22 protein-coding genes are annotated in these 25,982 nt (G+C 41.8%); 8 read left to right on the top strand and 14 right to left on the bottom strand.

Going from position 1 to position 25,982, the window contains the following annotated elements; translation table 11 throughout:
- Positions 1–51: 51 nt before the first annotated feature.
- From gldG to ACTJKG_RS21760, 6 genes are all read right to left on the bottom strand, one after another.
- Entirely contained in the window at positions 52–2,448 is a 2,397-nt protein-coding gene (gene gldG, locus ACTJKG_RS21785) for a gliding motility-associated ABC transporter substrate-binding protein GldG (RefSeq protein ID WP_440740411.1), read from the bottom strand.
- A 231-nt stretch (positions 2,449–2,679) separates the two neighbouring features.
- The gene (locus ACTJKG_RS21780) at positions 2,680–3,036 is read right to left on the bottom strand and encodes a nuclear transport factor 2 family protein (protein WP_172336464.1); all 357 of its coding nucleotides are present in this window, start codon (positions 3,034–3,036) and stop codon (positions 2,680–2,682) included.
- Positions 3,037–3,584: 548 nt separating this feature from the next.
- Positions 3,585–4,091, bottom strand: coding sequence for an outer membrane beta-barrel protein (locus ACTJKG_RS21775; protein WP_172336465.1), 507 nt, complete (start codon positions 4,089–4,091; stop codon positions 3,585–3,587).
- Positions 4,092–4,280: 189 nt separating this feature from the next.
- Entirely contained in the window at positions 4,281–4,817 is a 537-nt protein-coding gene (locus ACTJKG_RS21770; protein WP_172336466.1) for a hypothetical protein, read from the bottom strand.
- A 169-nt stretch (positions 4,818–4,986) separates the two neighbouring features.
- Positions 4,987–5,508 carry a hypothetical protein gene (locus ACTJKG_RS21765; RefSeq protein WP_172336467.1) on the bottom strand — a complete coding sequence of 174 codons (522 nt, stop codon included), beginning with the start codon at positions 5,506–5,508 and terminating at the stop codon, positions 4,987–4,989.
- Positions 5,509–5,854: 346 nt separating this feature from the next.
- On the bottom strand, positions 5,855–6,565 hold the full coding sequence (locus tag ACTJKG_RS21760; RefSeq protein ID WP_172336468.1) for an ATP-binding cassette domain-containing protein: 711 nt from the start codon (positions 6,563–6,565) through the stop codon (positions 5,855–5,857).
- 168 nt (positions 6,566–6,733) lie between these two features.
- On the opposite strand from ACTJKG_RS21760, the gene ACTJKG_RS21755 reads away from it, so the two are divergent.
- A complete protein-coding gene (locus ACTJKG_RS21755) occupies positions 6,734–7,948 on the top strand; it encodes an acyltransferase family protein (protein ID WP_440740410.1) in 1,215 nt (404 codons plus the stop codon).
- A gap of 137 nt (positions 7,949–8,085) precedes the next feature.
- Here ACTJKG_RS21755 and ACTJKG_RS21750 read toward each other — a convergent pair whose 3' ends face one another.
- The gene (locus tag ACTJKG_RS21750; protein WP_440740409.1) at positions 8,086–8,751 is read right to left on the bottom strand and encodes an FAD-binding oxidoreductase; all 666 of its coding nucleotides are present in this window, start codon (positions 8,749–8,751) and stop codon (positions 8,086–8,088) included.
- 80 nt (positions 8,752–8,831) lie between these two features.
- Positions 8,832–9,647 carry an alpha/beta hydrolase gene (locus ACTJKG_RS21745; RefSeq protein WP_440740408.1) on the bottom strand — a complete coding sequence of 272 codons (816 nt, stop codon included), beginning with the start codon at positions 9,645–9,647 and terminating at the stop codon, positions 8,832–8,834.
- Positions 9,648–9,765: 118 nt separating this feature from the next.
- Between ACTJKG_RS21745 and ACTJKG_RS21740 the strand changes: the two genes are divergently transcribed.
- The 3 genes from ACTJKG_RS21740 to ACTJKG_RS21730 all read left to right on the top strand — a co-directional run bounded on the left by ACTJKG_RS21740 (position 9,766) and on the right by ACTJKG_RS21730 (position 13,436).
- Positions 9,766–11,247, top strand: coding sequence for a glycine--tRNA ligase (locus ACTJKG_RS21740; RefSeq protein ID WP_172336471.1), 1,482 nt, complete (start codon positions 9,766–9,768; stop codon positions 11,245–11,247).
- Between the two features lie 340 nt (positions 11,248–11,587).
- Complete coding sequence (locus ACTJKG_RS21735; RefSeq protein ID WP_172336472.1) at positions 11,588–12,169, top strand: hypothetical protein; 582 nt, start codon at positions 11,588–11,590, stop codon at positions 12,167–12,169.
- A 181-nt stretch (positions 12,170–12,350) separates the two neighbouring features.
- Complete coding sequence (locus ACTJKG_RS21730) at positions 12,351–13,436, top strand: AI-2E family transporter (protein WP_172336473.1); 1,086 nt, start codon at positions 12,351–12,353, stop codon at positions 13,434–13,436.
- A gap of 111 nt (positions 13,437–13,547) precedes the next feature.
- Here the strand turns inward: ACTJKG_RS21730 and ACTJKG_RS21725 are convergent, their stop codons facing one another.
- From ACTJKG_RS21725 to ACTJKG_RS21710, 4 genes are all read right to left on the bottom strand, one after another.
- Complete coding sequence (locus ACTJKG_RS21725; RefSeq protein ID WP_172336474.1) at positions 13,548–14,885, bottom strand: M16 family metallopeptidase; 1,338 nt, start codon at positions 14,883–14,885, stop codon at positions 13,548–13,550.
- Between the two features lie 15 nt (positions 14,886–14,900).
- Positions 14,901–16,280 (bottom strand): M16 family metallopeptidase, encoded by a 1,380-nt coding sequence (locus ACTJKG_RS21720; RefSeq protein WP_172336475.1) that lies wholly within the window; start codon positions 16,278–16,280, stop codon positions 14,901–14,903.
- Positions 16,281–16,427: 147 nt separating this feature from the next.
- The gene (locus tag ACTJKG_RS21715) at positions 16,428–17,123 is read right to left on the bottom strand and encodes a hypothetical protein (RefSeq protein WP_440740407.1); all 696 of its coding nucleotides are present in this window, start codon (positions 17,121–17,123) and stop codon (positions 16,428–16,430) included.
- A gap of 148 nt (positions 17,124–17,271) precedes the next feature.
- Positions 17,272–19,116: a UbiD family decarboxylase gene (locus tag ACTJKG_RS21710; RefSeq protein ID WP_440740406.1), complete on the bottom strand. Its 1,845-nt coding sequence runs from the start codon at positions 19,114–19,116 to the stop codon at positions 17,272–17,274.
- A 207-nt stretch (positions 19,117–19,323) separates the two neighbouring features.
- On the opposite strand from ACTJKG_RS21710, the gene ACTJKG_RS21705 reads away from it, so the two are divergent.
- From ACTJKG_RS21705 to ACTJKG_RS21695, 3 genes are read left to right on the top strand one after another with little or no spacing between them, the layout of a single operon-like run.
- Positions 19,324–20,160, top strand: coding sequence for a sulfite exporter TauE/SafE family protein (locus ACTJKG_RS21705; protein WP_172336543.1), 837 nt, complete (start codon positions 19,324–19,326; stop codon positions 20,158–20,160).
- 6 nt (positions 20,161–20,166) lie between these two features.
- Complete coding sequence (locus tag ACTJKG_RS21700; protein ID WP_440740405.1) at positions 20,167–20,568, top strand: DUF1634 domain-containing protein; 402 nt, start codon at positions 20,167–20,169, stop codon at positions 20,566–20,568.
- A gap of 58 nt (positions 20,569–20,626) precedes the next feature.
- Complete coding sequence (locus ACTJKG_RS21695) at positions 20,627–20,842, top strand: KTSC domain-containing protein (protein ID WP_172336478.1); 216 nt, start codon at positions 20,627–20,629, stop codon at positions 20,840–20,842.
- On the opposite strand, the gene ACTJKG_RS21690 is transcribed toward ACTJKG_RS21695, so the two are convergent.
- Positions 20,843–23,194 (bottom strand): TonB-dependent receptor domain-containing protein, encoded by a 2,352-nt coding sequence (locus tag ACTJKG_RS21690; RefSeq protein ID WP_440740404.1) that lies wholly within the window; start codon positions 23,192–23,194, stop codon positions 20,843–20,845.
- A 376-nt stretch (positions 23,195–23,570) separates the two neighbouring features.
- On the opposite strand from ACTJKG_RS21690, the gene ACTJKG_RS21685 reads away from it, so the two are divergent.
- A complete protein-coding gene (locus ACTJKG_RS21685; RefSeq protein WP_172336480.1) occupies positions 23,571–24,890 on the top strand; it encodes a serine aminopeptidase domain-containing protein in 1,320 nt (439 codons plus the stop codon).
- Positions 24,891–25,483: 593 nt separating this feature from the next.
- Here ACTJKG_RS21685 and ACTJKG_RS21680 read toward each other — a convergent pair.
- Entirely contained in the window at positions 25,484–25,951 is a 468-nt protein-coding gene (locus ACTJKG_RS21680; RefSeq protein WP_440740403.1) for a DinB family protein, read from the bottom strand.
- Positions 25,952–25,982: the final 31 nt, after the last annotated feature.

Below are 25,982 nucleotides of genomic sequence, written 5' to 3'. Positions count from 1 at the left end.
CTCCTTTGGAGAGGGCAGGGTGAGGCTTATTAGTTATCAAAAATATAAAATTTAATGCGCATACTTCCGTTTACGGATGTAATGTTGAAAAATAGCACATATTAACACTAAAAGCAAAGGGCCAACCGTATTTACCAGTTGCCAGTACATTTTTTCGTTGCGGATACGTGCACGGTTGAGCAAACGCATCTTGATCTCCTTGGTACGCAGGGCTATCAGGCCCGAATCATCGGTCATGTAATCGGCAATATTCAGCAGTAGGTTTTTGTTGCCATAAGTTTGCTGGGTATAGTGGTCATAGCCCAACGGATAAGGCGATCCATCGCTGCCTACCTGGTTTTTCAAAATATCACCATCACTGATCACAATCATTTTGGTAGGTACACTCTCTGGCTGTATAGTCGCTTGTTCGGTAAACCCATCGGGAAGCGGACGGTTGCGCCAATCGGATACAAATTTACCCTCCAGCAGTACCCCTACCGTTTTTTGCGGACTTTGAAAATCTTTAGGATTAGGCTCCTGTTCCAATGCCTGTAACGACAGCATATGCGGCGCACTCATTTTTTTATTATAAGGCGACGAGGTAAGCAGGATGGTTTTCTTTACATCCTTAGTATCCAGCAGGTCAATAGTACTGGCAAATTCGCTGCTGATGCCGTCCAGATTTTTCACTACCGGATGTTTAGACAGCGGGATAAATATCGGATAGAACAGCCAGGGCAGCATTTGTATCTGTGCCTGCCCGCCTACACTGCCCGTAGTAACCGGTATCTGCGAACAGTTCATATCGGCTATCAGATCGTAATTGATCCGCACACCATAACGGAAAAGCTGATCGTCCAGGTTCAATTGTTTGGCAAAAGCCAGCTGCTCGCCGCCATGCCCGCGCAGGCTGTCCAGTTCGGCGCTTACCTGGTCAATCGTCCACAGTACCCGACCGCCATGCATAATATATTGATCGAGCTTGAATTTTTCCAGTTCGGTAAACTTTTTATCAGGTTTGGGTATCACCAGCAGTTTTACCTTTTGCAAGCCGGCGGTGCTAATCGTACTTAAGTTAACCCGGCCAACCTGGTATCCGTCGGAAAGCGATTTCATCGCATCGTTCAGTTGCAGGTCGCTCAGTTCGTTATGACCTTCGGTAAAGCCAATTTCGGGCTTGCCCCCGCTGGTTGCTTTTTTTATGGCCGATGAAAAAGCATACTCCAGGTTTTGGATGGAGTTATTCAACACCTCATCCGGCGAAAGCCCTATCCTGCTTAATAATAGCTTCACAGCAATATCTTTACCATTGGCCGATACCAGCGCACCCGGAAATATCAGTTTTTGCGATACGCCGTCGTCGGTTTTTACACTCAGGTTGGTGGGTTCGATGCCTTTGGCTTCCAGGTTTTGGATGGCCTCGTTTTGCTGATCGCCGGAAAGATTTTTTAGCGGGTCAATAAACTCGAATTGTAGTTTACGGTGACTGTATGCCTGCAGATCATTAAGCATATCACGCGTTGCACCCTGCAGCCTTTTAAAGCCACCCGGCAAATTGCCACCCTGCAAATACACCGTAACTTTCACCGGCTGCTGCAAACCATCCATAATTTGCCTGCTGATGGGCGAAAGCGTATAACGTTTTTCGGAAGTAAAGTCAAAACGGGTAAATGCGACATTGCCAATGATAGCCAAAACCAGCAAGCCCCCCAGCCCCCTGAAGGGGGAGCTTGAAATAATATTTTTTTTGCGCTGACGGATGATCACGAACAACGTAAGCCATATAAATATGCCGCTTACTATGATAAAATAAGTCAGGTCGCGCGTGTCCAGTACACCGCGGCTTACGGATTGATAATGCTCTGTAATACCCAGGTTTTGCAAACCCAGGTCCTGTAACGACAGCAACTGGCTCAGCGAATCGAACCCGCTGTAAAAAAAGAAGCACAGGAACACCGCCACTGTAAAGGCAATGATCTGATTTTTGGTGATAGATGAGGCGAACATACCGATAGCTGCGAATGCCGCGCCCAATAAAAACAAGCCTATGTAGGACCCTATAACCGCTCCTGTATCAATGTTACCCTGTGGCGTACCCAGCGTGCTCACCGAAAAATAATAAACCAGTGTTGGTAGCAAAGCGCAAATCACCAGCAACACGCTGGCCAGGTATTTACCCAATACGATTTGCCAGTCGGTAAGCGGACGGGTGAATAACAATTCAAAAGTACCCTCCTTACGTTCCTCGGCCAACGAACGCATGGTGATGGCGGGTATCAGGAACATAAATAAGTATGGAGCTGTGCTGAATAAACTTTCGAGCCCGGCATAGCCATAATCTAAAATACTCGAATCCGGGAATACCCACAAAAACAAACCCAGCACCAATAAAAACACACCGATAGTGACATAAGCCACCAATGAGCTGAGGTACGAAACGATTTCTTTTTTAAGGATACTTAGCACTTTTTTGATCGGGTGTTAGGCGCCGAAATTACAATATTTTTTTATTGGTTTATGGGTTTATATATAATGTGGTTATGCTGGCTGTCTCGTAAGGTAACCACTCCTTCTCCCACACGTCATTGCGGGGCACGAAGCAATCCCCCGATAGGCAGAGCCACTCCGTATAGCTTAGAGATTGCTTCGTACCTCGCAATGATGCGTTCTTTTCAAATTCCAAAAATGAAAATTACCTCAATCCTTTTTATCAACTATATAGGATGTAACTATTTTCACCCTATCATTTTCCACTTCATAAAAATCGGCATAATGCATGTTTATTTCCTCGCCGTTTTTGCCTTTGCATTGGATAAAGCCATCCACAGCGGCTTTATTACCTTCAATAATAACGTGGTCATGGGTTGATGAAACAATCTTTACATCATCCATTCCGCCCAAAAACTTTTCTACTTCATCCTTTCCGTTTACGATAGTAACGCTTGAACCTTTCATAGTCCATACTACGTCATCAGCAAAAAGCCTTAATATTTTATCAACATCGTTGTTATCAAAAGCATCGATAACCTGTAATACAATTTCTTTAGTTGTCATAGTAATTTGATTTTGTTGATAACAAAGTTAGCCCTTATACAAAACAGGCGGGAGGGCTCAGAATGACATTATCGGGGTGTTTTACGACAATTGAGATAGCAAGCACCCGATCTACTCCGGAGGAGTAAAAGCTTTGTAGCAAACAAAAAGAGATCTTAAGCACGCCGTAGGTATGCAACCTAAGTACAGTACCTACGGCACTGGTTTTGAAACTGAATTTTTCTACAAAGCTTTAACCCCGATGGGGTTTACCTCTCCTTAACTTAATCACATTGAGTGTGCGTCAGTAAAAGGCCAACGACCAACATTTCCTTCAAAACAGTGAGTTTACATGGTTTACACTTTTCATGGGTTTACATTAGCATAAATAACTGATAAAAAATTAGTTATAGTAAAAATACTCCTAATATCATGGTAAAGGTGTAAACCATCATTTGGCGTGTGTACCGCTTGTGATTTTTCCCATCGGAGTGGGTATTAAAATGTCTTTTAAACAAAAGAGTCCCGAAATTTTAGCTATTTCAGGACTCTTTTGTTTACTTGAGCTCTTATCTAAAACGATAAGCCAAACGCAAACCAGCCTGGCCCAGAGTACCATCTTTCGACCAGCCTTCATAACGCAGGCCAATCTCAAAACCCTCCCTAAAGCTATAACCAATACCAGGCGAATAGGCAAATGCGGTACCATCAGCCGCACCGGTAAAAAACGCGGCGCCTATTTGTCCTTCGGCAAAAAAGTTCCTGTCAAAGTAATATTTAATACCTGCTTTTAAAGGAATGGCATTGATAGCGGGACCGCCGAAATCACTATATACCCCTTTTGGCTGGAAGGAGTTATAGCCACCCGATATGGTAAACCAGGTACTGCGTTCAATCGGAAGCTCATATTTAAGCGAAGCACCTAATACCGAACCAAAAAGATGATGGGCGTCACCTGTAGGTAATCCAGCCTCAAAGCCGATGCTGAATATCCCGCTGTTTCTGCCCCTGGATTGCGCAAAGCTTTGCGCCGCGGTAAATCCAATAATGAATAAGGCTAATAGAATTTTTTTCATGATTTTTTAAATTGTGTGATTTCTATCAATACAGTCATGTAAACATATTGTTTGCTCTATATCATATATCCCGTATCATGGCAAAACCATAACCGGGTTATAAGTAACCGTACTAACGGTATAAAACATAAAGCCCCGGAAATAATATTCCCGGGGCTTTATAAATTTTAATTGTTAATTTTTAGAAGATCAGAAACGGTATGCCAATCGCAGACCCAGTTGCCCGATAGTTCCATTGTTTGACCATGCCTCATAACGAACTCCTGCTTCAAAGCCACCGGCAAAAGTATAACCTATACCCGGTGAATAAACGAATGCCGTACCACTGCCATTTCCGGTTGCAAATGCAGCACCTATTTGGCCTTCGCCAAAAAAGTGCCCGTCAAAGTAATATTTGGCACCCACTTTTACGGGTATTATACCGACAGAGCCGCCATCACTGTGAAATTGATAGCTGATATTCGGGTCATTAAAAGAAACATCAAAACTCTTGATGTGTATGCTGCTATACCCCGCCGATGCGGTAATAAATAAATTATTGGCTACCGGGTACTCATATTTAAGCGAACCACCAATAATATAATTAGAATAATTGTGGAAATCGCCAACAGGCAATCCGCCTTCAACACCGATACTGAATTTACCACCATCACCGGATTTTGTTTGCGCAAAGGTTGTACATGCTGTGCCTGCGATAATGACTAAGGCTAATAGGATTTTTTTCATAAAATAATTTTGTAATAGGATTAATGCGGACTTGTTTTTTAACCGCTGCTGCTTGGTTTGACGCACATGGGGCTACTAACGTTTAATACGCCAAAAAATATTTATAAATAATAAAGCCCGGGGATAATATCCCCGGGCTTTACCTAAATCTTAATTGTTAATTTTTTGTTTAGAAACGGTAAGCTAAACGTAAACCAACTTGACTAATGGTACCATTTTTTGACCAGCCTTCATAACGAACGCCTGCTTCAAAGCCACCATCAAAGGTATAACCTACCCCCGGAGAATAAGCAAAAGCAGTACCTCTTCCGCTTCTTGTACCAAATGCGGCGCCTAATTGACCTTCGGCAAAAAAGCCTTGCTCAATGTAGTATTTAACACCCACTTTTACCGGAACAAAACTTTCTACAGATCTGTCCTGGCCAAGGGCCTTAAACGCATCTTTAACTTCGCTTTTGTACAAAAATGCATTATATCCTGCAGAAATGGTAAACCAGGTGCTTGGTGCTATCGGTAACTCATATTTAACAGAAGCACCCAATACAGAATTAAATGCCTGATGAGCATCACCAACAGGCAAACCCGCTTCAACGCCTACACTAAATTTACCGCTGTCGCCAGATTTGGTTTGCGCGAAGGTTGTGAATGCTGTGCCAGCGATAATAGCTAAGGCTAATAGAACTTTTTTCATAATTTATTAGATTGATGTTTGTTTGTTAACACAACGTTAATAGGATTTTCCTATAACGCAGTTTTTTATTGAGAGTATAGACGCAGCTCCTGAGCAAACGTTACAAACTCTTTTAATTTTTTTTATTAAATACGTGATTTTGGCATATTAATCAACAGAATAATATGAGATACACACCCAGGGACGGTGGTGCTATTGTATCGGTTTAATTCGCAAAATAAATGTAATAATCAATAGAATAATTTTGAATACTCACCGTGGGCAGCAGGGAGTTCGTATCAATCTTATTCGCAAGTAAAATAATTAGGCGCCACAAAAATAAAAGTTTATTTTAAAATTAAAAACATTAATTGTCATGGGTACGTGAAATAAATATCTGCTCCAGGGTATGGTCATTGTTTTTTTGGCGAAGTCCTTGCAGTGTATCATCAGCTACAATTTTGCCTTTATTGATAATGATCACCTTGTTGCATACCGCTTCTACCTCCTGCATAATATGGGTAGAGAGGATGATGGTTTTGGTTTTCCCCAGTTCCAGGATCAACTGACGAATGCCGATCAACTGGTTAGGATCAAGCCCGGAGGTGGGTTCGTCCAGTATCAGCACATCGGGGTTATGGAGTATAGCCTGCGCCAATCCCACCCGTTGGCGGTACCCTTTTGATAGCTGACCTATTTTTTTATGCTGCTCGGGCCCCAGGCCTGTTTGCTCAATAATGGTGGCTATTCGTTTTTCGGGCTCCGGTAATTTATGGATCCCGGCTATAAAACCTAATGATTCTTTCACATACATATCCAGGTACAGCGGATTGCTCTCGGGCAGGTAACCAATGCGCCTGCGTACCTCCAGGGGCTGGGCAATCACATCGAACCCACAAACCGATGCTGTACCCGAGGTTTGTGGGATAAAGCAGGTGAGTATCTTCATGGTGGTAGATTTACCGGCACCATTAGGCCCCAAAAAGCCCAGCACCCCTGGCCCTGCACTAAAACTGATACTATTAACCGCTTTTTGCGTTCCGTAAATTTTGGTTAGTGACTGCACCTCGATACTCATGCGGTAAAAATAAGTTTTCGATGTGATATTCGGGATAGAAATCCCCCGATGGTTTCAAAATCGATTAAATCTTATGACAAAAAAATAAAAAAACGCTACTTTAAAGAAGTTTTTATAATCATCAATAATACAACCTGCTGAAGCACGGCTATTTAATCAAATTTCGAAATGGGAAAAACTACTATTGCAGAAACGGTGAATAACGAGGCTCCAGTTAACAGAATTGCTTCGGTAGATGTTTACCGGGGCTTCGTTATGCTGCTGATGATGGCCGAAGTAGTATCTTTTGAAAGTGTAGCGAAAGCGTTACCAGACAACAGGTTTTGGCAAATTTTAGCTTTTAACCAATCGCATGTACCCTGGACATGGCTGAGCCTGCATGACATGATCCAACCCTCTTTTACATTTTTAGTGGGTGTGGTACTTCCCTATTCCGTAGCCTCCCGGAAAAAAAAGGGAGCCACTTTCAATTCCATTATTGGCCATACCCTGTTCAGGTCGCTGGTACTCATTTTTCTCGGTTTCTTTTTAAGATCATTGGGTTCCGATCACACCGTTTTTACGTTTGAAGATACGCTTACCCAAATAGGCCTGGGTTATACTTTCCTGGTGATGCTTGGCTTTTGCTCGCCAAAAATACAACTTGGCGTACTGATCTTCATTTTGGTAGGATACTGGCTCGCATTTGCCCTTTATCCCTTGCCTGGGGCTGGCTTTGATTATGCATCAGCCGGTGTACCGCCGAACTGGGAACATAACCTGCATGGTTTTGCAGCTCATTGGAATAAAAATACCAACCTGGCCTGGGCCGCAGATCGCTGGTTTCTGAATCTGTTACCGCGCAGCCAGCCTTTCCTGTTTAATGAAGGCGGTTATTCAACCCTCAGTTTTATACCCACCCTGGGCACTATGATTCTTGGCCTTTTGGCAGGCGGAGTTTTGAAAAACAGCCAAACAGGTAAAGAGAAGCTGAAATATTTTATCATAGCCGGGGGAAGCCTCATCGCTTTGGGGATATTGTTACAGCTAACCAATATCAACCCTATTGTAAAAAGGATCTGGACACCGGCATGGGTAGTTTTCAGCGGCGGTATATGTTTTGGTTTCTTGGCTTTATTTTATTGGCTGGTTGATCTGAAACAGATTCAGAAACCATTTTTCTTCCTCACGGTGATCGGGGTAAATTCAATCGCTGCCTATGTCATGGCCGACGGTGGCCTGAGGCGATATATCAGCGAAAATCTCCACACGCACCTGGGGCAGCACTATGATCAGTTATTTGGAATAGCCTATACAACGCTTGTTAGCGGCGGCCTGACCTTATTTTTCCTATGGCTCATACTTTACTGGATGTACCGGCGGAAAATATTTATCAAGATCTGAAATATTAGGAGACGGCACATAAAAGGCCTGTCAGTCTGAGCTTGTCGAAGACTCGCGTGCAGAGGCCTGCCCACCATGCTTTGGCGGGGCTCACCATGACACCTACTTTTCTTATTACTCAGGAAGGCAGTATCTCCTTACTTTTCAAAAACAATGGCATCAGCGTTCGCGCCCAGTTTTGTTAATGTTTCGGTTATTTCAGCAACCATCGGGTCGGGACCGCAAACATAAAAGTGTTTGTTAAAATCTTTCACCTCGGCTTTCAAAAACTCCCCGTCAATACGGCGGTGGTCGTTTTTACCGTCCTTTTGCTGGGTTGTAGTAAACCGGGCATTTTCACCAAGCATCGTTTTTAATTCATCAGCCAAAATAATATCATCATCGGTTTTGTTAGAAAAGAACAGGATGTTATCCTCCAGCTTACCCTCTTTATAAAGCTGTCTTAATATGGCAATAAACGGGGTAATACCCGCGCCACCTGCTATAAAATATCCCGGACCTTTATACTCTATAGCCCCCCAGGCTTCGCGCAGTATCAGCTCGTCGCCCACCTGCAGTTCGCCTAAATGGTTAGTAACGCCGGGATGGTCACTATATATTTTAATGGTGAACTCCAGGTAATGCTCATCGGTAAGACAGGTGAATGTAAACGGATTTCGCTGCCCCTCCCATTGTGGTTGATTGATAGATAGTTCGGTAGCCTGTCCGGGGGTAAAGGTAAACCCGTCAGGCTTTTCTACTATAAACTGTTTTACGTTGTGGGTAACGTTATGAATATCCAGTATTCTTACAATTTGTTCCATAGCTGCGGTCAATTAATTGGTTATAATATAATCAAAATAACACTCATTTAGTTTTAGCTAAGCACATATAGATCGTAAGATCAGGGTTTTGAAAAAAGCATTTTTAAACCTTTGTAAGCGCTATTGTGCAAAATGGTCAAATGATTTTCGTCGGGAAAGGGGGCGAATATCACTTTCCAATCCTTTTTTCCGGCGGCCTGCAATGTTTTTGCCAGGTTATCAGCATCGTTTCCCATCTGTTTTCCTTCGGCGCCTACGGCAACATACACCGTTACAGGATGATCAAGTTGTTTGGCCAGCAATCCTGGAGCTTTATTTAACAACGATTCATCATCCCACCATAAACTGGGACTTACAATAATATATTTAGTAAACAGATAGGATTTCTTTAACACAATCTCTGTAGCCAGTAGCCCACCAAAAGATTGTCCGATAATAATTCTGGACGAATTAGTTTTATAGGTTTTATCAATAAAAGGTTGCAATTCTTTTTCTATAAACGCTATAAATTTACCCGAACTACCGGTTGTGGGGAAATCCCTTTTTTCCTTGGCATTTGTTGTCGGGAAAGTAAAATCTTTCTTCCTGTCTATATTGGCAATGCCTACAATGATTACTTTAGGCATCATTTTGGCCATATTCAAAAACTGCACCAGGCCGCTTATATGGATAAAATCTTCATTGGCCGAGCCATCAAGCAGATAAATAACAGGGTAATGCAGGGTGTCGTCTTTCCGGTATCCCTCCGGCAGGTAGATGTTCAGGATACGCTTTTCGGAAAGCTGTGCCGAATTGATCTCTTTGATCTCGCCCAGTATAAAAGGTTTACTGCCTGATTCCTGGGCTTTGAGCGCAAAGGAGACAAATAACAGCAAGATCAGACAGCAATGTTTCATTGTTTTATGAGGGTGGATGAATATCGTAAAGTTAAAAAGATCAGTCAAAAAACTGCATTTTACACCTTTAACCTTTCCCCTTTAACCTTTCCTCCTAAATTGTATCTTTGCAGCTATTATGAGCAAATCAACCGACGAACTTTTTAAAAATGTTATATCGCATGCCAAAGAGTATGGCTTTGTTTTCCCTTCAAGCGAGATTTATGATGGTCTGAGTGCCGTTTATGATTACGGCCAGTTTGGCGCCGAGTTGAAGAACAACATCAAAACCTACTGGTGGAAAGCCATGGTGCAGATGAATGATAACATTGTGGGTATTGATTCGGCCATATTTATGCACCCCAAAATATGGAAAGCCAGCGGGCACGTTGATGGTTTCAGCGATCCGATGATCGATAATAAAGACTCTAAAAAACGCTACCGTGCCGATCAATTGTTAGAAGACAAGATTGATCGCTACGATAAAGACGGTAAAACAGACAAAGCCGAGCAATTGCAGCACGATATGGACGAGGCCTTGAAAAACGAGGACCTGCCACGTTTAAAAGAACTGATCATTGAGCATGAGATCGCCTGCCCGGTAAGTGGTACCCGTAACTGGACCGATGTTCGTCAGTTTAACCTGATGTTCAGTACCCAGATGGGCGCCGTTGCCGATGATGCCGACCAGATCTATCTGCGTCCTGAAACTGCTCAGGGTATATTTGTAAACTACCTGAATGTGCAAAAATCAGGCAGGATGAAAATCCCGTTCGGCATAGCACAGATTGGTAAGGCCTTCCGTAACGAGGTGATAGCCCGCCAGTTCATCATCCGAATGCGTGAGTTTGAGCAAATGGAAATGCAGTTTTTTGTACGCCCCGGCACTCAAAAAGAATGGTTTAACCAGTGGAAAGAAACACGCCTGAAATGGCACCTGGCCCTGGGCACTGATGCCGCTAAATACCGTTATCATGAGCATGCAAAACTGGCTTTTTATGCCGACGCTGCTTTTGACATCGAATTTGAATTCCCATTCGGATTTAAAGAAGTAGAAGGGATTCATAGTCGTACCAACTATGATTTAAGCCAGCATGAAAAATTCTCCGGTAAAAAACTACAGTATTTTGATCCTGAGGTTGATCCTGAAACAGGCAAACCATTCGGTAACTATGTACCTTACGTAATTGAAACTTCTATTGGTTTAGATAGGATGTTCCTGCTGACCATGATCAACGCTTACGAAGAAGAAGATCTGAGCACCGAGGAAAAACAAGATAGCCGTACTGTATTGCACCTGCACCCTTGCCTGGCGCCGGTTAAAGCCGCTATTTTCCCGCTGACCAAAAAAGATGGTTTGCCCGAAAAAGCACGCGAGATCATGGATAAACTGAAGATCGACTTCAACATACAATACGAGGAGAAGGATGCCATTGGTAAACGTTATCGCCGCCAGGATGCCATTGGTACACCTTTCTGTATCACGGTAGATCACCAGACACTGGAAGATAACACCGTAACCATCCGCCACCGCGACAGCATGCAACAGGAACGCGTACCCGCCGACCAGCTCGACAAGATCATTGGCGACCTGGTTAGCTGGAGAAACTTATTGAAATAAGATATTCTATATCTACCCAAATAAACAACAAAGCCCGCTATTTAAGCGGGCTTTGTTGTTTATCAACCACTCCTAAACCAGGCGAATTATCATAACCATACGCTTCCTTTATTTAATAAATGTATATCTATTAACATACATAACGATGTTTATTAATATACATATTAAAGTAAATACACTCAACTATTAAGAGGCCAAACTATCATATAACATCTTTATTATCAATATATTTCAATCTAACTCGGTGTGTTTTTATCATTAAATATTTCCAATGGCACAGCTATTGTTAATAATTTCTTATTAAAATAAATTTAAAGTTAAAAACTTAAAAAACAGCACTATGAAAAAGTTTACATTATTAGCCGTATTGGCATTTATCGACTTCGGCTTCACAGCGAGCGCGCAAATACAGAAAGGGAATGTTTTAATGGGGGGCGATATCGGCAACCTTTCCCTGGGTTTAAATGGCTCTAAAAATTTCACCATGGATCTTACACCCAAAGCCGCATGGTTTATTAAAGATAACGTAGCCTTGGGTGCTTATGCTAAATTAAATTTGGCTACAGCCAAAGGAGCCGGTACAGATGTTGGATATGGCATAGGTGCATTAGGCCGTTACTATACCGGATCGGATGTTGAGGTATTAAAACACGGTCGCTTTTTTGGTGAAGCTACTGTTGGTCTTGGCGGTTTCAATCCAAGCGGCCCGGGTGGCTCAACCAATGGCCTGGACTTTAGCTTCGGCCCAGGCTTTGCTTATTTCATTACGCCAAGTATCGGTTTAGAAACCTTGCTGAAATACAACGGTACAGCTGGCTTTGGCAGCTTAGGCTATCAAAACAAACTAACTTTAGATTTTGGTTTCCAGATATACTTACCAGGACAAAGCACCCTGAACAAAGTTAAAAGAGACGTAAAATAGATTTATCTGTCTCGAAACAAAAATGCCCGCTAAATATCGGGCATTTTTGTTTTAATGACACTATTGTAATTTACAACCCAGAACGTGTTTCGCATTATTCTATTAGTTTGACATCGTAGGGTTAAAACAATTCAAGCTACTATTCCTTATCTTTTTAACCAAACTTCACCCCTGCTTAATTATGCCTGCTGTAAAAGAATATCCATTCTATTTAAAAAATACCGTTACCCTGTTTGGGCTTATTTTATTGGTATATACTTTTTCACAACTGGCAGATGTATTGATACCGTTGGCATTCGCTGCTTTTATTGCTATCCTGCTTAACCCTGTTTGCAATTGGTTAATGGAGCATAAAGTTCCCAAAATATTTTCTATTATAATTGTTATGTTAATTGGCGCTATCCTATTAGTGGCGCTATTCTATTTTCTATCAACCCAGATCATACAATTCGGTGATTCATTGCCCATGCTCAAGCAAAAGTTTGGGGAGTTGTTCACTACGTTTAAGGCGTGGATTGCCACCACCTTTAACCTCTCTGTTCAAAAGCAAGACCTAATGATCAAAGATGCCATAAATAATAGCCAGGCGATGGTAGGCCATACACTCGGCTCGGTACTGGGTGTATTCGGGTTAGTATTTGTGATACCGGTATATGTTTTTTTAACCCTTTTCTACAAAACGCTTATCCTTAATTTCGTTTTTGAAGTATTTTCAGAAGAGAACTCAAAACAAGTAAGCGAGGTTTTAAAAGAAACCAAAACGGCCATACAAAGCTATATTCAGGGTTTATTAATCGAGATGATTTTGGTAGCTATCCTTAATTCAACAGCGTTGGTATTATTAGGTGTAAAATACGGTATCCTGATTGGTGTTATAGGGGCTATATTAAACCTGTTACCTTACATCGGCGGCATTATAGCTATTGCCCTGCCCGTGCTCATGGCTACAGTTACTAAAGACGGTTACACAACTCAGTTAGGAGTTATTATAGCTTACCTGGTTATCCAGTTTATCGACAATAATATACTGGTGCCACGTATCGTATCCTCAAAAGTACAGATCAATGCACTCATATCCATCATTGTGGTACTTTTAGGCAATATGTTGTGGGGATTATCAGGAATGTTCCTGGCCATACCATTCATAGCCGTAATAAAAATTATTTTTGACCGTATTGAAGAACTTAAACCCTGGGGTAAGCTCTTAGGCGATACCGTACCTACCCGTTACAAAGGAGCAATATGGGGGCAAAAGAAAAAAAACTGATTCCCGGATAAATAAATTTTCCCCGTTGTATGGGCGATTCCCAAAACAAAAAAGGTTAAAAGGGATGGTGCAAAACCAATCCTTTTAACCTTTTATTTTACTTTAACAATATTAATGACTGACTGGGTTATCGCCTTTGTTCAGCGTACCATTGATATATAATATCTGGTTCACCTTTTTAGGATCGCCCTGGTAAACCCAAACAATGTTGTTGATATACTTGCGAAAAGCATCGCTTACCTCCTCAGTGGTCAATTTTTTAACATCATCAACCAGTGTTAATGAGCGTTTCCAGTTATTGAACAACACCTCGTTAGAGGCCATAGAAAATGCCTGCGCGCTATTGGTTTCGTTTTTATAATAAAAACCGGTAAGATAAGTAATCTTCATATTGGCAACCTCTTCAGGTTTAAAGCCTTCTGTTTTAATTTTGTCAACCAGTTTGTCAAACACAGCAATATATTTATCTGGTTGGGTTGTTGATACCGAGAAGCGGGCTGTGGATGTTTGTCCAACGCTAAACCAGGCCTGAGGGGCGTATGATAAGCCATTATTGGTACGTACATCTAAGAAATGGCGATTGGCAAATATCCTCATAGCCACATTGAATGCATCAAAATCAGGCGTGCCTGATTGCGGGCCGCTGGTAATACCTTCTACATAGTTGGTAGCCAGATCGCGCGATTCGGCATTAAATGAATTTTTATAAACACGGAAGAATGATTTTTTAAATTCAAAAGGAGGCCCCTGTTTGATACCGTTAAGCATACCCTTCACTTTTGCCTCGATAACTGCCTTATCCAGGTCGGCTACAACCACAATAACCAGGCGGGAGCGGGTTAATATAGATTGATAATAGGCCTTGGTTTCTTCGGGTGTTAGTTTAGATACGATATCTACAGTACCATTAGGATCTTTTGCATAATCGCGATTAGCAAATGCAATTTTATTTGCCAGTTGATCAATCGCGTGGTCTGGCTGCGAATCAGCTTGTTTAATATTGTTGATCGCATCCTGTTTAATACGTGCAAACTCCTTGGCATCAAAACGCGGTTGGGTTAAAGCCTCTACATACAAAGGCCAAACTATATCAAAATCGCTCTTAATACAGTTCATACGCATGGTAGCGTAATTTTTGTTGCTGCTGCCATCAACCGTGGCGCTTACTTTATCCAGCTGATCTTTAAATGCGTTTTTATCGTGTTTTATGGTTCCGCATTCGGTAAGGGCAGCCATAGCCATGGCCTCAATGCCCATTTTATCGGCTTTGTAGTTTTGTACGCCACCTTTTATAATAGTTTGTATCTCTACAATATCATTGCCACTTGGCTGCACAATTACTTTTACACCATCAACCGTGGTTTCGTAAGCTTTATTTTGCGCCTGTACTGTTTTTATATTTCCTATCGCCGCTGCAATCAACAGGGTGAATACATATTTCTTCATCATGATAAGATTTTAATTTTACTTAGCTACAAAAAATGAAGCTACATTTTGTTGTTTACTTAACTCTGGTGCTATGATTATACCTGCTGCATAAGGCTTGCCCGTGATATAGGTAGTGATATATTTTTGTATATCGGCACGGGTAACTTTCTGGTAATTATTATCCAGATCGGTGTAATAATCAAGCGAGGTGCTGCACCACTGGTAACTCAATTGGCTCGCCAGTGTTGATGGTTTCTCCTTGCGGTGAACACTGTTGCGCAATAAAATAGCTTTAGCATCATTTAACTGACCATCGGTAAAATAATCGGCTTTGGCCCACTGGTTAATTTGATTAAGCAGCTCATCATAGCATTCTTTTAATTTACCAGGATTTGGCACCACAAAAACGTCTATCGGCCCTACAAAACGGCTGGTAGTATACCCCAAAGAAACAGAGCTGGCCAATCCTTTATCAATCAGTGATTGTTGAAATTTGGAAGAGTTTAAACCTACAATGGTTGAAAACACATCAGCAGCAACTGTCGAAGCAGAATCGGTTAAATAAGCCGGCCCCTGCCATGAAAGCTGCATGTAAGGTGTTTGCGCGATAGTGGTTTCTTTGATAAAATATTCGCTTTTGGTTAGTGGCTTAAACGGTGGAATAGGATATTTTTCATGCGGATTGAAGCCACTGCTGGCCCAATCGCCAAATATGCTTTCGGCCAGGGCAAATGCGGCATCATGCTTTACATCACCACAAATGGTTACCAAACTGTTATTCGGGAAATAATATTTGTCTTTGATCACCATCATCTTCTCTGGCGTAGCCGTATTGATCACTTCGTGTATCCCGATAGGGTTTTTACGGGTGATCAGGTCGCCCCAAAGTTTTTGCTGGATACCATACCAAAGCTGGAAACCCGGATCGCTCTCGGCACGTTGAAATTCACCATCAACAACAGGGCGTTCCTTTTTCATATCTTCTTCGCGGTATATCGGAAAGCGGATAGCGGCATTCATGAATTTTAAACCGGCTTTAAGGCTATCCCTGTCAAACGTAAAGAAGTAATTAACCCGTTCCACATCGGTAGTACCATTCCATATGGCGCCTAATTCCTGTGTACGTTTTAAAAATGCTTCCTGGTTTGGATAATCTTTGTTAGCCTTGAAAAACATATGTTCAAAAAGGTGTGATAATCCGCTGAATTCCGGGCCTTCGGTATAGGCTCCGTTTTTTACAGCAATCTCAATGGTGGCCAACGGTACCTTGCTATTTTCAATAACTACAACTTCCAGTCCGTTTGGAAGCTTTTTCCAGAAATAACCTTCCGGCAATCGGGGTTGCGCTATCGCGCAGCAAACGCTAAAAACCCCAGCAACACTTAGTGCTAAAATTTTGGTAAAGTTTCGGGTCATATACTATAATATTTTATACCTATAAATATATTTAGTATATTCTATAAAAAGTAACGATTATCAATATTTAACCCTGGTTTTTAACAAAAGTTAACGTTAAAGGGAGATGGTTAATAATAAGGTGATTTTCGCATATGTCTAATATTCTTAAATACCCGATTTGATACTATTGTATGCCAAACCCAGATCATCAATAGAGTATTGAGTAAGAACGCTATCCTTCAGCGTACAATAATCGCCCCGGTGGCTTACAATGAGCTTGTCTATCCCATCTTTATTATCGCGCATAGGTACTGTTGCTGATACTACTTTCCCGGTGCCGTCAAATTCAATGATGTATACTTCTTTTTTTGGATCGTTAACTTCGGTAAAAGGCACTATCAGTGTATGATTACTATCATCGATAAACTTTCCCAGGATGTGTTTTCCCTGGATCTCTCTTGGGTCGAGCTCCAGCAGATGTTTGGCATCTTGTGCAGATAAGCCTTTGATATTTAAGCGTACAATGGTGCCGTCGGCATCTTTCAGGGTATCCTGCATAGTGGTTACAGAAGCAGCGGGATATTTGGCAACAGCATAAAAATTATCAGGGCCTGTATTTTTATCATTGTGTCCCGGCAACATGTAGCAAAGCTGCAAATTACTTAATGCCGAACTATCCGCCTTGATTTTTGCGGCAATATTGAGCAGATCAGTTTGGCTTAAACGCGTGCTGATATTAACGGTAAGCTTAATGGCAGTATCACTTTTAACTACTCTTGATATGGTATAATGAGGGACATCTCTTTTTTTACAGCCAAAAGCGGCCAGCACAATTACTAAGCAAAGCAGGGTATTTTTCATAAGTGGCAAAGTTAACCGTTGATTTTGGGGATTACGCCGATTACGTTGATTTTTCTTTTATTAGGAACCATGATTTATAGTATTATGAGATTTTCATGATTTCTTTCGTCCTTATTCCTTGCTCTCAAAATCCTTGCTCCATAAAACCTTAAATAATTCCATGCAGCGCTCCGCCCTTTTCGCCCATTTTATCAACGAGCTTTTCCACTTCGGGGTCTTTTTCGAGCACAGGGGCGTGATGCGGTTTGATACGGGCATCAATAATAAGCGGACCGGTACAGCCCCAGTGTTTGTGTTCGGTGAAACTACCTACACCATAGATATCATGCGATGGATTGCTGCGGGTAAAGGTTACCCAAACAAAATTATTCACGTTTTCGGCTGCGAAAGCAGCATCATCACAGAGTACGATCAGCGGCAAACCACTAAGTTCTTCTTCCTCCTCTTTTAACCAGTATTCGATAATGCTGATGATATTATCAATATCCTGATGATTTACATGTTTGGGCACTTCTACCATCAGCACACCAGGAATAGCCATTTTATAATTATTGACAGGTTTGGGCAGATCAAACCATGATGGCAACTCCGTCCAGAGTTCACGTTTGATATCGCCCGCTACAGTGATGGCTACTTTACTGCCGGAGTTTAAGCCACTGCCGCTATAATCCAGCGTATCTATGGTGGTACGGGTATAAAAATGCAGGTCGCGCGTAAGATCGATCCGTTGCAGGATATGATTTAAAAACGCGCCGATATGATTGACATTTAGTGCAGGATCATCTTCCTTAGCGGCAATGAACAAGTATTTGGCTAAGCTCAATTGACTTTTGCCCAGTATATGATTGGCAATGGTTAATATTTCCTGCGGCTTGCGCTCCTTGATATATGGTGTATAGCGCTCACTGCCGATAGCAAACAACAGCGGATGTACACCCGCCGCGTCAACGGCGTTAACCGCGTGCAGGCCAGGGATTTCTTTTGGAATAGCCGCCCCGCTGATCTCATGGATGAGCGCACCGAAACTGGTATCCTCCTGCGGGGGGCGCCCAACAACGGTAAATGACCACACAGCGTCTTTACGGTGATATACATTGTGTACCTTGAGCAAAGGGAATGGATGTATCAGGCTGTAATAGCCCAGGTGGTCGCCAAAAGGGCCTTCTGGTTTGTTATCATGGGGCATTACCGTTCCGGTGATCACAAAATCAGCATCTGATGAAATGCAGAATCCCTCATCATCATAAAAATAACGGAACCGACGATTGCCAAGAGCCCCGGCAAAGGTCATTTCTGATAACCCTTCGGGCAGTGGCATTACCGCTGCTACAGGGTGCGATGGCGGACCGCCTATAAATATACTTACTTTTAAAGGTTGTCCCTTGGCGTTTGCCTTGGTTTGATGTACGCCAATGCCCCTGTGGATCTGGTAATGCAAACCAATCTCCTCGTTCAGGATATAATCGTTACCGGCCAGTTGTATGCGGTACATACCCAGGTTGGCATTCATAATGCCTGGTTTATCGGGATCTTCGGTATATACCTGGGGCATCGTTACAAAGGGGCCACCGTCCATAGGCCAGTTCACTATCTGCGGGATGTCGCTTATTTTACAGCGACCGAAATTAACAGGCGCGCCCGCGCGTTTTTTCATCGGCAGGGCCGATAAAGCAGTAAGTGCTACGTTGGTATACTGAAAAGGGTGTTTGATGGCCTTTAAGGGATCGTTCTTGAGCTCGACCAGGGTTTTGATCCTATCCAGCGTATCCCTGAATATGAATTTGGAGCGCTCCAGTGTACCGAATAAATTTGATACCGCCGGGAACTTGCTGCCTTTTACTTTCTCGAACAATATGGCCGGCCCCTGGTTTTCAAATACCCGCAAATGAATGGCAGCCATCTGCAAATACGGATCAACCTCCTCCTTAATACGCACCAGGTGACCGTTTTTTTCCAAATCGGCAATACAGGCCTGTAAACTTTTGTAACCCATGGCACGAAAGTAGCAAATTTAGTCATTGGGACATTTGTACTTAGGTCATTTTTACTTTCCAGACATGTATTTAGGGGTCAGGCCATTAAGTTGTTAGTTATTTTATCTGTAGATCATATAGACTTTATTAATACCTAATCTCTTTCTCATTCAACGAGTTAAATGACCAAATTTTGCTACTTTCGCAGTTCAAGTTGACTGCAAATGATGTCGGTAATTGTATTAACGCTTATCCTGTTTATCGGCTCGTATTTTGCGGGTTTATTAGGCTCCTTAACCGGTTTGGGCGGTGGTTTTGTGATCATCCCATTACTTACCCTGGTATTGCATGTTGATATCCATTATGCCATCGGTGCTTCACTGGTATCTGTGATCGCTACATCGTCGGGTTCGGCCGCGGCTTATGTTAAAGAAGGTATCACCAATATCAGGCTGGGCATGTTCCTGGAAATTGCCACTACAGCCGGTGCTATGGTAGGCGCCCTCATCGCGGTTTATATCCCTACCAATTTCATCGCTATTTTGTTCGGCATTATCCTAATCACATCGGCTATTATGTCCTTACGCAAAAAAGCCGAACTAATAAATCAGGAGAAAAACCTGTTGGCCGAAAAATTAAAACTCAACAGCAGCTTCCCTACACCCAACGGCCCTGTAAACTACACTGTAAAAAATGTAGGCGGTGGCTTCTTCATGATGGGTTTTGCCGGGATAATATCTGGCTTGCTGGGTATAGGCTCGGGAGCATTAAAAGTTTTGGCGATGGATACCATTATGCGAATACCATTTAAAGTATCCACCACTACCAGTAACTTTATGATAGGCGTTACCGCGGCGGCAAGTGCTGTTGTTTATTTACAGCGCGGATATATTGATCCGGGCCTGTCTATGCCTGTGGCTATTGGTGTATTACTCGGTGCTTTAAGCGGATCAAAAATATTGGTTCACACCAACTCATCGGGCTGGTTACGCTGGGTGTTTGCTGTAGTAGTGACCTTTTTGGCAGTGCAAATGATATATAATGGATTCATCGGGAAAATATAAAACTAAATGAACAAGCAACCAATGAGTCAAAAAACATTTAGAGATACCGATATGCAGGCTGTTATCGGCTGGATATTACGGCTCGGCGTGTTGCTTTCTATGAGCATTATTTTCATCGGTGGTGTCATCTATCTTTACAGGCACGGTCAGGCTATTGCCAATTACCACACATTTAAAGGCATTCCCGATTTTGTACATAATATCCATGGCATACTAAACGGTATCATTACCTTCAGGGGGCAAGCTATTATACAAGCTGGTATTATTCTACTTATCGCCACTCCTATTATCCGGGTAATATTTTCGGCCATAGGCTTCGTGCTCGAAAAAGACTATCTGTATATCGGCATTACCATACTGGTTCTGCTCATTATTATGGTGAGCATGCTTAGTGGCCACGCCGGTTAATATTGTACAAATAACAATTAATTAAAACTTTTTTTAGCCCGCTTATATTATAACATATATGCAACGGCAAGTAGTTGAATCATCGGCACTTAACAGCATGGGCTATGACCCCTCAAGCAAAATACTGGAATTAGAGTTCAGGGATAGCGGCGACGTATGGCAGTATTTTGGATTTCCGGTTACAGCCTATCGAAAGTTCATCAGTGCCGATTCCCTTGGCAATTATTTTGTTACTAAAATCAAAGGCAAATATCCCGAGTTACGCGTCAGGTAATTAATTATTACCATTGGTGCGCCGTTGTTCATCATCGCTACCGGTTGTATGCTTACTGGCCGATTTAACAGAGGTTTTACCAAAACGATAACTGAAGTTGATCATCACCCTGCGGGTTTCTCTTTTGTCGAGACCCGTAAGATCAATATTCTGGTACTGTACCTTATATCGATACCGGTCGCTGTTAAAAATATCAATAACGCTTAGTTTTAAATTACCGCGTTTATTCAATATCTGCTTACCTAGCCCTGCGTTTACCCTATACTGTTGTTTAAGTTCATTAATTCCGTAAAGAGTTGGCGATTCATACATGCCAGATAATTCGGCTGTAACCGTGCTGCTTAATGTAAAGTTTTGTGTAGTATTAAAAATAACATCCTGCATTCCCCGGTTAAAATTACCGTATATAGCATAGGATTTATAACGTTGATACATCGCATCCAGGCTAAAATTGCCACTCCACCAGTTATTAAACTGAACCGGCGCGTAAAATGTTGCTCCATAAACGAATACCCTGCCAAAGTTTCGCTTAATGGCTATATTAACCTTTGACGAATCATCTTGTTCATATACCGGGAAGTCATAAATATCATTAGTTACATTATAATACAAGGTGGTTATAAATTTATCATTATAGGTATGTGATAGTTGTATCGAGTTGGTGTACTCCGGTTTTAAGTTAGGATTACCGGAATTATAGTCATACAGGTCGGTATAATACAAAAACGGATTAATATCCTGATAATTAGGCCGCTCAATACCACGATTATAACTCAGGCCTAATACATTTTTTTTATCTACCGTATAACTGAATTGTAATTGCGGGAACAGATTAAAATAGCTATTCATATTGTTTACCGCGCTGCTTTTATCAATTCCGGATGAATTGCCTCTGGTGTTTGTTTTTTCGCCCCGCAGGCCGGCAGTAATATCCAGCTTCCCTATTTTACCTATATAATTTAAATAAGCCGCACTTACTATCTCGGTATAAATAAAACGATTGGTATAGTCTGGATCGGGTTGGTAGCTATTATTTACCAGGGGGCCAAATACCATGTTGTTATTACTTTGCACATGATTATATTTCACACCAGCCTCCAGTCTGGAAGTTTTTGAAAGGGGATTCACATAATCAATCTTCCCTGTCCATATATGAATATCAGAAGGGGAAAGATTTTCCAATTGTAACGAATCGCGGTATTTTACACCGGCCGGGGTATAAAAATTATTGGTTATATATTCGTTGGAGTGACGGCGATAGGTTGAATAATTTACATCAGCTGATAGTTTTTTTCCGGTTTTATCCAGCGTACCATTATAGTTGATATTGTAATTTAAAAAGCTGCTCCCCCTGTCTAATTTCGATTTGGCAATAATCACCGAATCGAGCCGCTTTTGATTGGATATCTTCAGATCATTATCTTTCAAAAAATCATCTTCGCGCACCACCCCGCTCACCAGCACCCCGATAGTTTGTTTGGACGAAATAGCATAATCGGCCCCAAGCCTGAAATTATGATTATAGTTTTTTTGAATATTATTATAATCAACGTTATAATTACTTAAAACATCGTTATAAATAATATTCCTGTTAGTGTTAATATACCTGTTGGTTTTGTTATCATCAAAGGTATAATTGCCAAAAATATTAAGTTTGGCCGAGCGATTGTTAAAGGAAATGCCCGCCCGGCTTTTGTAATATTTACCATAGCCGCCACCCAGGTTAATGGATCCATTGGTGCCGATATTGGTACCCTTTTTGGAAATAATATTAATGATTCCTCCGCCCGACGCGTCATATTTTGCCGACGTACTGCTGATCATTTCTATCTGGTCGATGGTACTGCTTTGCATACTGCGCAATAGGTTCACCAGGTCGTCGCCGGTTAAGTTGGTTGGTTTGCCATCAATGGTGACCAGGGCTGCCTGTCTGCCGCTAATGATCAGGGCTTCATTACTGCTGTTAACATGTACTCCCGGCGATTGCCGTAAAATATCATAGGCTGAGTTTCCTTCGGCAGTTAAGCTGCTCTGCACGTTAAGTACTATTTTCCCAGGTTTTACTTCAATATAAGGCTTTTTGGCTATTATTTTAACTTCCTGTAACTGATTGTTTATCCGTTTCAGCAATATATTATCGGCAATTATATTTTGCCCCTCTAAAACTTTATATGGTTTTGAATAAACTTTACTACAGCCTATGCTGGTGGCTAAAATGAGGTATGTATTCTGGGCGATATTAGCAAAACCATATTTACCGGCCGCATCCACCAAACCCGACTGCACTACCGATGAGTCTGCAGCATTTAATAAAACCACGGTAGCAGCGTCAGCTGCCTCGTTGGTATCCATCAGAACTTTGCCCTGTATTGCTGAAAGTTTTGTTTGCCCGTAAGAAAAAAAACACATCCCGACCAAAAATGCCGAGAATAAGCCCCCAAATAAAACCTTCATTAATAAGTAGTGTAGAAATTTTCTATAATCTTCAAGCTAATATTATATTGTACTGCAATATAGTAACAATATATTCAACCATATAAATCACATATTGATAATTTTACGATATCTAAATAATAAATGTTTCCGCTATTTTATTTTTTTAATTTAGCGGTTACCTGCAAACGTTATCTTTTTTAGATAAACATCTATAGTCAATTAAGTTAAAAACAATCAATTTTTATTTAATTTCGGCCCAACAGACCACCATACTGTTTTGATTACCATAAACATGAAGAAAGTAAGCCTTTTTATCCTGATCATCTGTTTTTTTACAATCGGTACCATAGCGGCGGCACAACCGGCACCCGCTAATTATGCCATCGCTTTAAATAAGTTTAAACGGTTGTATAATGCCGGGCAAACCGACAGCATATTTAGTATGTTCAGTACCGAAATGAAAACGGCTTTACCTGCAGAACAGTTCAGGACTACCACCCAGCAGTTAAGATCACAGATAGGCAACCTTACCGATGCTGATTTTGTAAAATATGAAGCCCCATTGGCTTCTTATAAAGCTACTTTTCAAAAAGGAACCTTTTTATTGAATCTTTCTGTAAACTCACAAACACAGTTTACCGGTTTGCTTTTAAAACCTTACCAGGCTCCCGCAACAGAAGCTGCTCAGGCAGTAGCTACCCCAACTTTACCTGCAGATCCATCCGTAACAGAATCTCCGGTAACCTTGAAAACCTTTTCAGGCTCTATTTCTGGCACATTAGCTATGCCAAAGAATGCTGCCGACAAAATACCTGTCGTGCTGATCATAGCCGGTTCGGGCCCTACAGATCGTGATGGCAACAGCCCAAAATTGGGTTTAGCCAGCAACGCCTATAAAATGATAGCCAATGAACTGGGCAAAAATGGCTTTGCTTCCCTGCGTTATGACAAACGCCTGGTTGGCCAAAGCGTAAGCTCCACCAAGGAGAATGAGCTTCGCTTTGAAGATTATGTAGACGATGCCGTAGGCCTGATCAACATGCTGAATGACGACCAGCGCTTTTCAAAGATCATTATCCTGGGCCACAGCGAAGGATCATTGGTTGGTATGATGGCTGCTAACGGTCAGCCTGTCAAAGCGTTCATTTCTGTAGCTGGCGCCGGTGATTCGGCTGATAAGATCATGACCGAGCAAATGAAATCAAAAGGTGCCCTGATATCTGATGGTTTTAACCGCATGCTGGATAGTTTGAAAAGAGGCAAAACAACCGACAATATCGATCCATCCCTGTATCCCTACGCCCGGCCAAGTATACAAAAGTACCTGATGTCGTGGTTCAGGTATAACCCTATCCGCGAAATCAAAAAGATAAAAATACCTATCCTCATTCTTCAGGGTACAACGGATTTGCAGGTGACCGTATCCGATGCCGAAAAATTAAAGAAAGCGAAATCAGATGCCATACTTGACATCATCCCGGGCATGAACCACATCATGAAAGATGCCCCGGCCGATAGGGATAAAAATATAGCCACCTACAACGAACCCGAGCTACCACTAAAATCCGAATTTGTAAAAGCCTTGATCAGCTTTTTAAATAAGCAGAAGTAAACTGTAAAATTAACCGTTGCAAAAACTTTTTAAACCTCGTTTTTTAACAAATTTCTGCACAAAAACAGGGAAAGAAGCGGCAAAATTTTATCAAAATCATCGATTTTAACACTTTTTAACAAATTACAACTGTGTTTTGATAAGTTTTAAAAACTTTAAAAAGTATTAAATAGCTAACTTTCAAACAACAACATACAAAGCAGTCGATTTTTGACACATTTTGTCTTTAACCAAACAGCCCGGTTCTCTTTGATCAGAGAACCGGGCTGTCGATTTATATAAATATACGAAATTTGGGGCAAAAGTAAAAATCTTAATAAGATCAAACACCGAATTCTGAATATTCAACACAGAAGTATCACCCTCATTATTCTATATCCAACATTTCATGTTCGATATTCAAATTTAACTCCGCTGCCTGTGTCCTCACAGGAAGCTTGTATTTAAATTGCCTGTGAGGACACAGGCAATGGAGAAATAGTATCAGACAACGAACTTCGAATCTCCAACACTCGAAGCTTTTTTATCATTCGATATTCAACATCCCATGTTCGATATTAAATAAAATTCCCCCTTCAGGGGGGTTAGAGAGCTCACCACGCGCCCAACAACCTTCTGATCATGACAATCTCGGCCACATGGTAAGCCTCATGATCGGCAGCCTGTAAAACTTCGCGCAGAATGGTTTGCCCATCGCCATACGGTATTTTGCTGAACAGATCACCTGTTTTGATCAGATCTATAAATTCTGCCCGGTCAAGTTCTATCTGTTTTATTGATTTTTCCCAGGCCTCATCGCTTTTAGGGGCGGTTTCTTTGGGCCAGTAATCATCGGGCCAATTGGGCGACTCATGGCTGCCATCCTTACTAAACTCCAGCATATCCCACTGGGCAATACGGATATGCTCAACCAGTTGCCAGATACTGTAAGGCAGCTTATCTGGCTTTACTCCTCTTAAATTTGCCGGTAAGCCTTTCAGCGCCCGGTCAAGATCGACATGGGCATTGCCCCCGTTCAGCAGGTGCAGCAGTTCGTTTATTAATATGTCCGTTGTATTCATCGTATAACTTCTCCTAAATCCTCTCCAAAGG

It is taken from the genome of Mucilaginibacter sp. 22184 (genome assembly GCF_052045695.1).
Lineage (GTDB): Bacteria > Bacteroidota > Bacteroidia > Sphingobacteriales > Sphingobacteriaceae > Mucilaginibacter.
The sequence above is the reverse complement of the archived record's forward strand: the minus strand, read 5'-3'. Positions and strand labels throughout refer to the sequence as shown.

Coding starts and splice junctions, on each gene's coding strand:
- ACTJKG_RS21760 (WP_172336468.1), bottom strand. CDS start 6,565: ATGAGTATCGAGGTGCAGTCACTAACCAAAATTTACGGAACGCAAAAA.
- ACTJKG_RS21735 (WP_172336472.1), top strand. CDS start 11,588: ATGAAAAAGTTTACATTATTAGCCGTATTGGCATTTATCGACTTCGGC.
- ACTJKG_RS21765 (WP_172336467.1), bottom strand. CDS start 5,508: ATGAAAAAAGTTCTATTAGCCTTAGCTATTATCGCTGGCACAGCATTC.
- ACTJKG_RS21685 (WP_172336480.1), top strand. CDS start 23,571: ATGAAGAAAGTAAGCCTTTTTATCCTGATCATCTGTTTTTTTACAATC.
- ACTJKG_RS21695 (WP_172336478.1), top strand. CDS start 20,627: ATGCAACGGCAAGTAGTTGAATCATCGGCACTTAACAGCATGGGCTAT.
- ACTJKG_RS21680 (WP_440740403.1), bottom strand. CDS start 25,951: ATGAATACAACGGACATATTAATAAACGAACTGCTGCACCTGCTGAAC.
- ACTJKG_RS21750 (WP_440740409.1), bottom strand. CDS start 8,751: ATGGAACAAATTGTAAGAATACTGGATATTCATAACGTTACCCACAAC.
- ACTJKG_RS21755 (WP_440740410.1), top strand. CDS start 6,734: ATGGGAAAAACTACTATTGCAGAAACGGTGAATAACGAGGCTCCAGTT.
- ACTJKG_RS21740 (WP_172336471.1), top strand. CDS start 9,766: ATGAGCAAATCAACCGACGAACTTTTTAAAAATGTTATATCGCATGCC.
- ACTJKG_RS21705 (WP_172336543.1), top strand. CDS start 19,324: ATGTCGGTAATTGTATTAACGCTTATCCTGTTTATCGGCTCGTATTTT.
- ACTJKG_RS21775 (WP_172336465.1), bottom strand. CDS start 4,091: ATGAAAAAAATTCTATTAGCCTTATTCATTATTGGATTTACCGCGGCG.
- ACTJKG_RS21780 (WP_172336464.1), bottom strand. CDS start 3,036: ATGACAACTAAAGAAATTGTATTACAGGTTATCGATGCTTTTGATAAC.
- ACTJKG_RS21730 (WP_172336473.1), top strand. CDS start 12,351: ATGCCTGCTGTAAAAGAATATCCATTCTATTTAAAAAATACCGTTACC.
- ACTJKG_RS21690 (WP_440740404.1), bottom strand. CDS start 23,194: ATGGATACCAACGAGGCAGCTGACGCTGCTACCGTGGTTTTATTAAAT.
- ACTJKG_RS21715 (WP_440740407.1), bottom strand. CDS start 17,123: ATGAAAAATACCCTGCTTTGCTTAGTAATTGTGCTGGCCGCTTTTGGC.
- ACTJKG_RS21720 (WP_172336475.1), bottom strand. CDS start 16,280: ATGACCCGAAACTTTACCAAAATTTTAGCACTAAGTGTTGCTGGGGTT.
- ACTJKG_RS21745 (WP_440740408.1), bottom strand. CDS start 9,647: ATGAAACATTGCTGTCTGATCTTGCTGTTATTTGTCTCCTTTGCGCTC.
- ACTJKG_RS21710 (WP_440740406.1), bottom strand. CDS start 19,116: ATGGGTTACAAAAGTTTACAGGCCTGTATTGCCGATTTGGAAAAAAAC.
- ACTJKG_RS21700 (WP_440740405.1), top strand. CDS start 20,167: ATGAACAAGCAACCAATGAGTCAAAAAACATTTAGAGATACCGATATG.
- ACTJKG_RS21725 (WP_172336474.1), bottom strand. CDS start 14,885: ATGATGAAGAAATATGTATTCACCCTGTTGATTGCAGCGGCGATAGGA.
- ACTJKG_RS21770 (WP_172336466.1), bottom strand. CDS start 4,817: ATGAAAAAAATCCTATTAGCCTTAGTCATTATCGCAGGCACAGCATGT.